This window comes from Solibacillus sp. FSL R5-0449, from assembly GCF_037975215.1.
Classification (GTDB): Bacteria; Bacillota; Bacilli; order Bacillales_A; family Planococcaceae; genus Solibacillus.
Genome location: NZ_CP150239.1, coordinates 3,249,798 through 3,261,550, shown reverse-complemented (window position 1 = coordinate 3,261,550; position 11,753 = coordinate 3,249,798). Strand labels below are relative to the sequence as shown.

The window sequence follows — 11,753 nt, the reverse complement described above, 5'->3', positions numbered from 1 at the left end:
ATTAAAGGGGCGTGCAAATCGTGGCGAAGAAAATGAAATCTGCTGAAGATTTTATGCATCATTTATATATTCATATGAACGATGTCGAACATTTTGTTATTTATAGTGGTCTTACACTGAAGGAGTTTATGGTTTCAGTCGAGCCAGTAAAAAATGTTCTGCTATTAAAGCACGCTTATGACAACGGCTCTTTTAATATGCATACACAATTTGATTTTGTAACAAATGAAGATATGCGCGATTTTTTGAAAAAGGAAAGCGACTTAAAGAAAGATTTATGCTGGGTAGATTTTACGACAGAAAAAAACGTCAATACGTTAACTCCCCTTGAACAGGCAGAACTCCTTTATTTTAGTCATAAGCGTGAACCGCTTGCATCGCCTTTTTTCGGCAAATTGCAAAATCGCTACGCTTATTACTCATCTGTAACTGACAAACTGACAAAAGTATATTATCGTTTTATAGGAGATTCTGAAATACTTGTTTCGAATCTATTTAATCAAATGATAAGAGATAAAGAAGGTGTTGGGAGCTTTTGGAGAAGAAAGAATAAAAATAACTCACCGACAATCGATCCTTCGACATTAAGACAATATCGGCCTTTTGCTAAGGAAGGTGCATTGCTGTCATTATATAAACTAGATAAACCAAATTCCCATTACGCAATCGAAGTTCGAGTGCTGAGTGATTATGATTATCCGGATGAAGTTTGGGATGATTTAGATGAAATATTAAAACAAGGCTATGATGAATTAATACAAATTAGTTAACACTCACAGCGAACAGGGCAGTGGGTGTTTTTTATCCGATGTCAGCATTTAGTGTATTCGTGATAAAATAAGGTTAGTGAAAACTGGAGGTCAAAAAAATGAAAAAAAGAATTGGTTTATTATATGGTGGTAAGTCAGCCGAGCATGAAGTGTCACTCTCAACTGCAAAGGCGGTAACGCAAGCAATGGATTTTAATGAGTTTGACGTTTTCCCTGTTTTTATAACATTGAAGGGTGAATGGCGTGTTGGACCTCAATTAACAGAACCCGCTCAAACAATTGAACAATTGCAGTTTACAACGACATCAGACCAGTCTGAAAATAATATTTCGCAATTTATTGCAAAACATATGGAAACTCCATTCGATGTAATCTTCCCTTTACTGCATGGTACGAATGGTGAAGATGGAACGGTACAGGGCTTTTTGGAAGTGCTGAACATTCCTTACGTAGGCAACGGTGTTCTTGGTTCAGCTGCAGGCATGGATAAAGTAGTAATGAAGCAGCTGTTTGAAATGGCAAACTTGCCGCAATTACCTTATGAATATTTCATTCGTAGTGAATGGGAACGTGAGAAAGAAGCTTGGATTAAAAAGTGCGAACAGTCTTTAGGTTATCCGATGTTTGTTAAGCCGGCTAACTTAGGATCAAGTGTAGGCATCAGCAAAGCAAACAATGCAGCGGAACTAGAAAAAGCTGTTCAATTTGCATTGCAGTACGACCGCAAAATCGTCATTGAACAAGGCGTAACGGCACGGGAAATTGAGCTTGCTGTATTAGGAAACGATACACCTAACGTTTCGGTAGCAGGTGAAATTAAGCCGATGACGGAGTTTTATGATTACGATTCAAAATATAAAGATGGCTCGACAGCATTAATTATTCCAGCACCATTAGAAAATAAGGTATATACGGACTTGGTAGATATGGCGAAAAAAGCATTTAAGGCGATTGACGGCGCAGGATTAGTGCGTGCAGATTTCTTCGTAACTGAAAACAACGAAATTTTCATCAATGAAGTCAATACAATGCCAGGATTTACACCAGTAAGCATGTATCCATTATTATGGCAGCATACGGATGTAACATATCCACAGCTAATTAAAGAGCTGATCGATTTTGCACTGGAACGTTATACAGAAAAACAACAGCTTCAATACAACAGAGATTGAGTGGGATAAAAAGTGAAAAAAAGTTTACAGCAAATTGCAGAATGGTTAACGATAGAAGATCAGTCATTTCCTGAAACGATTGTCACAGGTATTTCCATTGATACACGGACAATTGCAAAAGGGGATTTATTTATTCCTTTCCGTGGAGAAGCCGTAAATGGGCACCGTTTTGTTGAACAGGCATTTGAAAAAGGCGCGGCTGCTTCTTTATGGATGATTGATGAACCGAATCCGCCCGAACATTTGCCATTGATTTTCGTAAAGGATCCGGAACTTGCACTTCAAAAAATGGCGGAGTGTTACCGCAATGAGCATCAAGCGACATTTATCGGGATTACCGGCTCAAACGGGAAAACATCTTCAAAAGATATTTTGGCGGGAGCGCTTTCTCCATACTTTAAAGTACAAAAAACGATCGGGAACTTTAATAATCAGCTTGGTTTACCGATTACAATCCTGCAGCTTGATGAGGATACGGAGGTTTCCGTTTTGGAAATGGGGATGAGCGGCTTTGGTGAAATTGAATTTTTAACGAAGCTTGCAAGACCGCATTATGCCATTATTACAAATATCGGTGAAGCTCATATGCAAGACTTAGGATCACGTGAAGGGATTGCGAAGGCGAAGTTTGAAATTGTAAAAGGATTGTCTGAAGAAGGCGTTCTTTTCTTTGATGGTGATGAACCATTACTTCAAAACTTAGTTGCAAAAACACCGCAGTTAAAAACACAGGCATTTGGCTTTAGCGAAGCGCAGAGTTTGACAGCTTCCCAAATAGAAGCGACAGCACAAGGCAGCAGCTTCCATGTAGATGGACTGATCCAAGGTGATTTCTTCATTTCGGTTTTAGGCGAGCACCAGGTGAAAAATACATTAAGTGCAATGCTCGTAAGTAAGGCATTAGGATTGACTGATAAACAAATTCGCGAAGCATTAAAGAAAGTAGTTTTAACAGATATGCGGATGCAGCTTGTTCCGGTTGGTGACTTATTGTTTATAAATGATGCATACAATGCTGCGCCAACTTCGATGCATGCTGCCATCCAATTTGTCGAGCAAACAACAATCCGCAATGAAAAGTGGCTTGTCCTTGGGGATATGCTTGAGCTTGGAAACGATGAAAAGCAGATGCATGAAGGAATTGCGGCACATATCAATCCTGATGAAATCCGCTATGTTTGCTTATATGGCCCACGCATGAAGTGGCTCTATAATAAACTGCAAGAAACATTTGATGCTGAGCATTTAGTGTACTCCGAAAATGAGTACGCACCGATTATCGAGAAAATCCAATCTCATGCAACAGACGATTCCATCCTTTTAGTAAAAGGTTCTCGTGGAATGCAGTTGGAAAAAATTATTCATTCAATCGAGTTAGCCTAGTGCTAGCTCGTTTTTTTAGCGCAATAACTTTTTTCGACTTTAGATGTAGCTTATTATAGATACTAACAGTTTAATGGAAGCAGGTGATTGGTTGAAAATCGGTGTCCTGTTTTTACATGGATTTTCAGGTGGACCGTATGAAGTTGAGCCTTTTGCACAATATATAGAGCAACGAATAGATTGGGTCATAAGTATTCCGACATTCTCCGGTCACGGTGATGCAGAGCATTTGGCGATGAAAGGCTATAAAGCAGAACATTGGATGATGGAGGCGGAAATCGCATATCGGCAGTTGAAAAAGCAAGTCGATGAAGTCATAGTCGTTGGTTTTTCAATGGGTGGTGTCATTGCGATGTACTTATCTATACGTTACCCAGTAAAAAAATTGGTACTCCTAAGTGCTGCAGCAAAGTATGTGAGTCCTACGCAGTTAGTAAAAGATGTTCGCGCAATTGCCCAGGATATGGTGCATCAGAAGTTAGAAGAAAACGAATTGTTTGCACGGTACAAATTTAAATTTAAAAATGTTCCATTAACAGCGACGATTGAATTTATGAAGGTTGTGAAGAGAACAGAACCTTATATAAAGAATATTCAGTGTCCCACTTTTATTGTACAGGGGGAGCTGGATGGTATTGTGCCAAGTGCAACAGCACAAATTTTATTTGAACAGATTCAGTCGCAGAAAAAGCAAATGTATATTTCAGATTGTGGAAAACATCATATTTGTTACAGTGATGATTGTGAGCAATGGTTTGAGCAAGTGTATCAATTTTTATTGGAGTAATAAATTTCTGACTATTTTGATACAAAGCAATATCATTGCATACCGTTACAACCCGTGTTAGACTAATAAAAGCAATGGATACATTTTGTGCGAAGGCTCTTCAGACTTATAGGTGAAGAGTGCTTTTTTTTGATAAACGGTTTTATTCTATTTTTACAAAAGCAACAACCAATTAGAAACGGTAGAATTGAACCGCTCGGCAATGACCGGGCTTTCCTTTTCATATAAGAAACTCTGCCATGAAGCAGAGAGAATTTTTAAGTAACGGAAACGTTCCACATACAATGGCTCGAAATTTGCCGCCATTTCATCTGAAAATGTAACCATTTGTCAACTTATACAGGAAAAAGGAGAATGAAGAGTTTGACAAATTTTTCAGAATTAAACATTAGTGAATCGACATTACGTTCTATTAAGCGTATGGGGTTTGAAGAAGCAACACCAATCCAAGAAGGAACAGTTACATTTGCAATGGCTGGCCGTGACGTTTTAGGTCAAGCACAAACAGGTACTGGTAAAACAGCTGCGTTTGGTATTCCTTTAATCGAGAAAATCGATCCAAAAAACCCGAATATCCAAGCATTAGTAATTGCTCCGACTCGCGAATTAGCAATCCAAGTTTCAGAAGAACTTTATAAATTAGGTTATGACAAGCGCGTAAAATTATTATCAGTATACGGTGGTCAAGAAATCGGCCGTCAAATCCGTGCATTGAAAAATAAACCACAAATTATTGTTGGTACACCAGGTCGTATTCAAGACCATATTAACCGCCGTACATTACGTTTAGACGAAGTACAAACTTTAGTTTTAGACGAAGCGGACGAAATGTTAAACATGGGCTTCATCGATGATATTAATGCGATTTTAGAAAATGTACCATCTGATCGCCAAACATTACTATTTTCAGCGACAATGCCTCCAGCAATCCGTAAAATTGCAGAGACATTCATGAAAGATCCTGAAATCGTAAAAATTAAAGCGAAAGAATTAACAATGGAAAACATTGAGCAATTCTTCGTAAAAGCAACAGAGCGTGAAAAATTCGATGCGTTATCTCGTTTACTTGACGTTCAAAAACCAGAACTTGCAATCATCTTCGGCCGTACAAAACGTCGTGTTGATGAGTTAAGCCAAGCTTTAGGTTTACGTGGATTCTTAGCAGAAGGTATTCACGGTGACTTATCTCAAGCGAAACGTATTTCGGTTTTACGTCAGTTCAAAGAAGGTAAAATCGATATTTTAATCGCAACAGACGTAGCTGCTCGTGGATTGGATATTTCAGGTGTAACGCATGTTTACAACTTTGACATTCCACAAGATCCTGAGTCTTACGTTCACCGTATCGGTCGTACAGGCCGTGCAGGTAAATCTGGTGTTGCTGTAACATTCGTAACGCCTCGTGAAATGGGCTACTTACGTATCGTAGAAGAAACTACGAAAAAACGTATGACACCTTTACGTCCACCAACATCTGAAGAAGCATTAGTAGGCTTACAAGAAGATGCAGTGCAAACATTGGTGGAATTAGTTCAAAATAATGATTTAGGTACTTACCGCGAGTTAGCTGCTAAGTTATTGGAAAATAACGAAGCACTTGACTTAGTAGCAGCAGCACTTAAATCAATCACTAAAGAACCGGATGCTACACCGGTATCTTTATCAGAAGAGCGTCCATTACCAATGCGTCGTGACCGTTCACATGGTGGCGGAGGCCGCGGCCGTGGCGGTAATGACCGTAACCGTGGTGGCAACCGTGGCGGTGGTGACCGTCGCGGAGGAGATCGCCGTCGTGAAGGTGGCGGAAGCCGTTCTGGTAGCGGAAGCCGTGATGGAGGTCGTCGTGAAGGCGGTGCTCGTCGCGAAGGATCTCGTGATCGTCGTCCACGTCCACGTCGTGAAGACTAATATTATTTCTACACACCAACAATTTACTGTTGGTGTGTTTTTTTGTGGGGATTTTTATATAAATATATTTTCCGGGAAATAAATTTTTTATAAATTATTTAACAAATTTACCAATTAACTATACTATGAGGGAAGGGGAAAGTTTTAGGGCATCCCAGATTAAGCAGAATGAAACATTTAAACGTTTGATACGTATAGCATAATAGAGAGAAAGAGGTGTAAAGCTAATGAGAGATCAACCAAAATATCAGTTGCCTAAAAAAGCGCAAACAGTATGGCGACTATATGGAATCATTCAAACATTTATTATCGCTCTTTTAACAGGTGGTATCGTATTTTTAACAGTCCGGTTTGACTGGCCCCAATGGATTATGTGGATTGCCATTGCGCTTGTAGTGTTATCAATTGCGTTTTCGGTTATTGTTTTCCCGGGCATCCGCTGGAGAGTATGGCGCTATGAAGTGCGAGAACAGGAAATTGAAATTCAAAGCGGTCTTTTTGTCGTTAAACGAACATTAATTCCGATGGTGCGCGTACAGCATGTTGATACTGAGCAAGGACCGATTTTAAAGAAGTACATGCTGGCGAATATATCGATATCTTCTGCGGCGACAGTACATACGATTCCTATGCTGAAACTTGAAGATGCCGATGAATTGAGGACTAAAATTTCTGAACTTGCAAGGGTGGCGGAAGATGATGTCTAAAGAAAAATACAAACTTCATCCTGTTACGGCAATCATCAATGTTGTAAAAGCATTGAAAGATCTTCTAATACCGATCGTAATCATTGTTGCGGCGAACGGCTTTAATATTAATCTTGATTATCGTAGCGAAACTTTTTTCAGCGAAATGATCCCACTCTTCATTTTAGTAGTTGTCTTATCGATAACGGTCGTGAGCGGTTTAATTAAGTGGTGGACATTTGTTTATTGGTTTGAAGACAGTGAACTACGTGTGGAATATGGTCTGTTTGTAAAGAAAAAGCGTTACATTCCATTTGACCGCATACAAAATTTAAATTATAAAGAAGGTATTTTCCACAGGCTATTCAAGCTTGTACAAGTACAAGTAGAAACGGCGGGAAGTAAGGACGGTAAACCGGAAGCGGAATTGACAGCTGTAACGAAAGCTGCTGCTGACGAAGTGGAAATTCAAATGAAAAGGGCAAAGCAAAAGCAGCCTCTTGAAAGTGACCTGATACAACTGGCGGAAGAAGAACCAGAGGCGGATTCGGTAGTATTACACAAAATGAAAGTACCGGAACTGTTATTGTTAGCGACAACTTCCAGCGGTGTTGGGGTAGTAATTGCCGGGGTTTTTGCTGTCCTTTCACAATTTGCGGAGTTCATTCCATTTGATCTGATTTATGATGAATTGGCCTTTTTAGTGGAATACGGATATATTGTAGTCATGATTTTAATTGCTCTTGCGCTAATGTTGGCATGGACAATTTCGGTTGGTTTGACGTTTTTAAACTATTATAACTTTACGGTCAGCAAGCAGCATGACCGGCTCATTATTACGAGAGGGTTAATCGAAAAAAAACGTGTGACAATCCCGTTAAACCGGGTTCAGGCGATTAAATTGGCGGAAAACCCTTTCCAGCAGATGCTTGGTTTGGCATCTGTTGCGGTAGAAAGCGCTGGAGGAGGATTCAGCGGGGAGAATGATAAAAAGATCATCCTATTTCCGTTAATTGCAAAAAAAGAAGTGTTTTCACCATTGGCAGAACTGTTTCCGGACTATGATTTTCAAGTTACCCAACTTGTTCAGCCACCAAAAAAAGCACAGCCTTTTTTCTATCGGATTGATTTTGTATGGCTAGTCCCGTTAATCGGTGCCATATCATACTTTTTCTATCCATACGGATTATTGTCACTATTGCTAATCGTTCCAATCATTCTTCTTGGAAGATGGCAGTATAAAACGACAGGATATAAGGTGAAAGATCAGCAAATTACGATTGTCTCTCGCCTCATAAGCCGTGTAACCTTTTATGCTTTAAAAAAACGTGTACAAATTACGCAAGGCAGTCAAACCTACTTCCAGAAGCGACGGGATGTAGGCTCTGTAAAAATTGTAGTGATGTCAGGCATTGCTGGAGCTTCGGCGACAGCACGTCATATGGAACAACAGGAAGTGGAAAAAGTGCTATCCTGGTATGAACATTAAAAAACAGGGTCCGCGAGAAAAATTTCTTTTCGCGAACCCTGTTTTTATTTTACCCGTTTAATGGACTGTTTGCGCCAGCGTCCCATATTTTTAGGATTAAAGTATACAACCCCTAAAATAAAACCGGTTACTAAACCGCCTAAATGTGCAGCGATATTAATATTTGGCGTTAAAAATGTCATAATAATGCTAATCACGATTAAAGGCAATATAATTTGTCTTAACTGCGGGAATAGGTGTCTTGTGTAATAAACAAGTGCACCGAAAGCACCGAAAATTCCATACAGCGCTCCGCTTGCCCCAACACTTGCATAATAGGCATCCTGTGTTGCGTATGTAGCAGCGACACCAAAAATTCCGGCTAAAAAGTAAATTGTTAAAAAGCGCATTTTGCCGGCGATTTTCTCGAGCTCCGGACCAAACAGAAATAGGGAGAACATATTAAAAAGGACATGCATAAAACCGGCATGTAAAAACATGGACGTAATAATACGCCACCATTCACCGGCTGCAATGAGTCCATTAACGCTCATACCCGCATAAAGCAGCTCTTGGCCTAAACCCGGGACTAATGTTAGGACGAAAACAATGAGATTAATTGCTATAATTGACGATACGACCGGATATAACGCAATGTACTGTTTAAAATTTTCTCTACGAATAAACATGTTCCACCTCAATTAAGTCGATACAAAATAAAACGTATTTTTGTTCATTATACATTGGAGTAATGATTAAAAGAAAGGGAGAGCTATTAAATGATAAAAGGGATTGGCTTAGATTTAGTAGAATTGGACCGAATTGAAAAAATGTCAGGGCGATCAGCAAAATTTGCTCAAAGAATTTTAACGGAAAGAGAACTGGCCATTTTTGATACATTATCGGGATGGCGCCAAGTGGAATTTTTGGCAGGCCGTTTTGCAGCAAAGGAAGCCTACTCAAAAGCAAATGGTACAGGAATCGGTAAAGGCTGTGAACTTCATCAAATAGAAATTTTAAAAACAGAGCAAGGAAAACCTGTATTATACTTTGATGGCGAAGAGGTGAACGGGTTTATTTCCATTACTCATACACGGACAACGGCAGCTGCCCAAGTAATCTTAATGCAATAATACATACATGCACACCTTGGCTCATATAGTAATTTATCGAAATAGATAATCGAAAGGGTGAATCTTTGAAACTCCGACTGCTAGTAGTTGTCGTTTGTTGTCTCTTTTTGGCCGCGTGTGGAAAAGCTACAAAGGATGAAGTGATTGAGGATGTTAACAAGAAGTGGAATGACGCAAAAGGTTATGAATTAAGTGCTTCGATGGAAGTTCGGACAGGTGCAGAGCCACGAATTTACGATGTAAAAGTTTGGCATACAAAACCGGACTTTTACCGAGTGGCAGTTAATCCAAAAGGCGAGTCAGAACAACAGTTAATCGTTCGAAATGAAGAGGGAGTCTTTGTTGTTACACCATCATTACGTAAGACGCATAAATTCCAAAGTGAATGGCCAAAGCAAAATAGTCAAGCGTATATAATTGGTGCACTGGCTGAGGATTTAGTGGCAGATTCAAAAGCGGTCATGACTGAAGATGATGCAAGCTATACTTTTGAAGTTGCGACACGAAATGTTGACCAAACGGCATTACCGGTACAGCAAATTGTAGTTGATAAGAAAACGATGCTCCCAACAAAGGTAAGTGTTATGGATGAATCATTGCAAGAACAAGTGGTAATTACATTTGCAGATATTAAATTAGGCGTGCAGCATACTGCAGAAGAATATGCGGTAGAAAAATTCTCTGAAAAAGAGGAAAAGAAAGCCGCATCAGCCGAAGTGGTGGACACTGAGTTTAGCGTGTATTACCCGACGATTGACTGGGCACATACAAAGCTGACAGACGAATTTGAAGTACAGGAAGACGGAAACACACGTGTTATTCTGACATTCGAAGGGGAAAAGCCGTTTACACTAATGCAGCAGCCGATTCAATCTGATGAAACAATATTACCTGTATCAGGGGATCCGGCTGATTTAGGATATACAATAGGGGCGATTACTGATAATTCCATCCAGTGGGACAAAGATGGCATGACCTTCTTTATCGCTTCCACAAAATTAACGAAGGATGAATTACTGGAAGTAGCTGCAAGTGTACAGGAAAGCAGTATTAAGTAAAAACTCAATCAGCAGGGGTTCTATACCTCTGCTGATTTTTTATGAAATAAATTTAAATTATGTCTTTCTGAACTTGTTTTTAAATTGTATTTTATGGTTATATTTAATAAGAGACATCTTGCGCGTTCTTGCGCAAGATGGTTTCTTTCGTATACGGATTTGAAAATGATTGACTGAATATTACATAAATAACAATAAGTTTAAACTTAAAAAAAGAGGGTAAAAGTCGAATGGATACTCCAATATATTACAGACCAACAAAAGCAGTAATTGATCTGCAAGCAATCACGCATAACCTAACTTCGCTCCGAAACTATTTAGGACCGGATGTCCAAATAATTGCTGTAGTAAAAGCGAATGCATATGGTCATGGAGATGTGGAAGTTGCAAAAACGGCAATTGAGGCCGGAGCAACAATGCTTGCTGTCGCAACACCGGACGAAGCAGTACATATTAGAGAAAATTTTAAGGATATTGATATTTTAGTTTTAGGTGCTTCACCACATGCTTTTATTCCGTATGCATCTTCGGAAAATATTACCCTTACCGTCTTTTCGACAGAATGGCTGCAGGAAGCACAGCAGTATACGCCGCTTTTGAATCCGTTAAAACTTCATATCAAAGTGGATTCAGGTATGGGACGTATCGGTGTATCAGCTAAAGAAGAACTTTTGGAATTATATACAACGATTAATTCTTCCGAAAACTTTTTAGTGGATGGAATTTTTACGCATTTTGCTACTGCAGATGAAGAGGATTCGATGTACTTTGACAATCAGGCTACCCTATTCAAGGACTTTTTAGAGGCTTTGCCACAAAAGCCTCGTCTAGTTCATGTTGCCAATACAGCAACCGCATTAGTGAAAGATCCTTCTTTGCACTATGATGCGGTACGATTCGGTATTTCCATGTACGGATTATTGCCTTCGGATTATGTAGGCACAAAATTGCCTTTTCCGATTAAACCGGCATTATCTCTGCAGACAGAACTTGTACATATAAAAAAAATGCAAGCTGGTCAATCGGTAGGTTATGGGGCAACATTTACGACAGAAGAGGACTGCTACATCGGAACGATTCCGATCGGCTATGCAGATGGTATGATTCGTAAGCTTTCGGGTCAAGAAGTACTTGTTGGAGGAAAAAGGGCGAAAATTGTCGGAAGAATTTGTATGGATCAAAGTATGATTTTACTTCCGGAAGCATATAATGTTGGGGAAGAAGTTGTACTAATAGGCTGCCAACAGCAAGAGGAAATCACAATAGATGATTGGGCTCATAAACTCCAAACAATTAATTACGAAGTGCCATGTGTAATTACGGCTAGAGTTCCTAGGGTATATAAATAAATCGATGTAATATTACTGTAAATAACTTCAAATATACAA

Annotated in this window: 12 protein-coding genes; 10 read left to right on the top strand and 2 right to left on the bottom strand. The window is 39.4% G+C overall.

Annotation, left to right across the window (positions count from 1 at the left end):
• Positions 1-20 precede the first annotated feature (20 nt).
• From MKY27_RS16355 to MKY27_RS16340, 4 genes are all read left to right on the top strand, one after another.
• The gene (locus MKY27_RS16355) at positions 21-770 is read left to right on the top strand and encodes a hypothetical protein (RefSeq protein WP_339174051.1); all 750 of its coding nucleotides are present in this window, start codon (positions 21-23) and stop codon (positions 768-770) included.
• Positions 771-868: 98 nt separating this feature from the next.
• Positions 869-1,942, top strand: coding sequence for a D-alanine--D-alanine ligase (locus MKY27_RS16350; protein ID WP_339174050.1), 1,074 nt, complete (start codon positions 869-871; stop codon positions 1,940-1,942).
• 12 nt (positions 1,943-1,954) lie between these two features.
• The gene (gene murF / locus MKY27_RS16345) at positions 1,955-3,325 is read left to right on the top strand and encodes a UDP-N-acetylmuramoyl-tripeptide--D-alanyl-D-alanine ligase (RefSeq protein ID WP_339196358.1); all 1,371 of its coding nucleotides are present in this window, start codon (positions 1,955-1,957) and stop codon (positions 3,323-3,325) included.
• Between the two features lie 91 nt (positions 3,326-3,416).
• The gene (locus MKY27_RS16340) at positions 3,417-4,112 is read left to right on the top strand and encodes an alpha/beta fold hydrolase (RefSeq protein ID WP_339196355.1); all 696 of its coding nucleotides are present in this window, start codon (positions 3,417-3,419) and stop codon (positions 4,110-4,112) included.
• A gap of 153 nt (positions 4,113-4,265) precedes the next feature.
• Here MKY27_RS16340 and MKY27_RS16335 read toward each other — a convergent pair whose 3' ends face one another.
• Complete coding sequence (locus tag MKY27_RS16335; protein WP_339196353.1) at positions 4,266-4,439, bottom strand: hypothetical protein; 174 nt, start codon at positions 4,437-4,439, stop codon at positions 4,266-4,268.
• Between the two features lie 36 nt (positions 4,440-4,475).
• On the opposite strand from MKY27_RS16335, the gene MKY27_RS16330 reads away from it, so the two are divergent.
• The 3 genes from MKY27_RS16330 (at position 4,476) to MKY27_RS16320 (ending at position 8,195) form a co-directional block, all read left to right on the top strand.
• The gene (locus MKY27_RS16330) at positions 4,476-6,020 is read left to right on the top strand and encodes a DEAD/DEAH box helicase (RefSeq protein ID WP_339196351.1); all 1,545 of its coding nucleotides are present in this window, start codon (positions 4,476-4,478) and stop codon (positions 6,018-6,020) included.
• 227 nt (positions 6,021-6,247) lie between these two features.
• A complete protein-coding gene (locus MKY27_RS16325; protein ID WP_339174037.1) occupies positions 6,248-6,727 on the top strand; it encodes a PH domain-containing protein in 480 nt (159 codons plus the stop codon).
• The gene (locus tag MKY27_RS16320; RefSeq protein WP_339196349.1) at positions 6,717-8,195 is read left to right on the top strand and encodes a PH domain-containing protein; all 1,479 of its coding nucleotides are present in this window, start codon (positions 6,717-6,719) and stop codon (positions 8,193-8,195) included. Before MKY27_RS16325 ends, MKY27_RS16320 begins: the two co-directional genes overlap by 11 nt.
• A 44-nt stretch (positions 8,196-8,239) precedes the next feature.
• On the opposite strand, the gene MKY27_RS16315 is transcribed toward MKY27_RS16320, so the two are convergent.
• Positions 8,240-8,863 carry a rhomboid family intramembrane serine protease gene (locus MKY27_RS16315; RefSeq protein ID WP_339174033.1) on the bottom strand — a complete coding sequence of 208 codons (624 nt, stop codon included), beginning with the start codon at positions 8,861-8,863 and terminating at the stop codon, positions 8,240-8,242.
• 90 nt (positions 8,864-8,953) lie between these two features.
• Between MKY27_RS16315 and acpS the strand changes: the two genes are divergently transcribed.
• The 3 genes from acpS to alr all read left to right on the top strand — a co-directional run bounded on the left by acpS (position 8,954) and on the right by alr (position 11,714).
• Positions 8,954-9,307: a holo-ACP synthase gene (gene acpS / locus MKY27_RS16310; RefSeq protein ID WP_339196346.1), complete on the top strand. Its 354-nt coding sequence runs from the start codon at positions 8,954-8,956 to the stop codon at positions 9,305-9,307.
• Between the two features lie 65 nt (positions 9,308-9,372).
• Positions 9,373-10,365 (top strand): outer membrane lipoprotein carrier protein LolA, encoded by a 993-nt coding sequence (locus MKY27_RS16305; protein ID WP_339196344.1) that lies wholly within the window; start codon positions 9,373-9,375, stop codon positions 10,363-10,365.
• Positions 10,366-10,595: 230 nt separating this feature from the next.
• Positions 10,596-11,714, top strand: a complete 1,119-nt coding sequence (gene alr, locus MKY27_RS16300; protein WP_339196342.1) for an alanine racemase — start codon at positions 10,596-10,598, stop codon at positions 11,712-11,714.
• The last annotated feature ends 39 nt before the right edge of the window (positions 11,715-11,753 follow it).

What these genes read in the sequence shown, in the direction of transcription:
- MKY27_RS16350 (WP_339174050.1), top strand. Translation starts at nt 869, where the DNA reads ATGAAAAAAAGAATTGGTTTATTATATGGTGGTAAGTCAGCCGAGCAT.
- MKY27_RS16335 (WP_339196353.1), bottom strand. Translation starts at nt 4,439, where the DNA reads ATGGTTACATTTTCAGATGAAATGGCGGCAAATTTCGAGCCATTGTAT.
- MKY27_RS16325 (WP_339174037.1), top strand. Translation starts at nt 6,248, where the DNA reads ATGAGAGATCAACCAAAATATCAGTTGCCTAAAAAAGCGCAAACAGTA.
- MKY27_RS16320 (WP_339196349.1), top strand. Translation starts at nt 6,717, where the DNA reads ATGATGTCTAAAGAAAAATACAAACTTCATCCTGTTACGGCAATCATC.
- MKY27_RS16315 (WP_339174033.1), bottom strand. Translation starts at nt 8,863, where the DNA reads ATGTTTATTCGTAGAGAAAATTTTAAACAGTACATTGCGTTATATCCG.
- acpS (WP_339196346.1), top strand. Translation starts at nt 8,954, where the DNA reads ATGATAAAAGGGATTGGCTTAGATTTAGTAGAATTGGACCGAATTGAA.
- alr (WP_339196342.1), top strand. Translation starts at nt 10,596, where the DNA reads ATGGATACTCCAATATATTACAGACCAACAAAAGCAGTAATTGATCTG.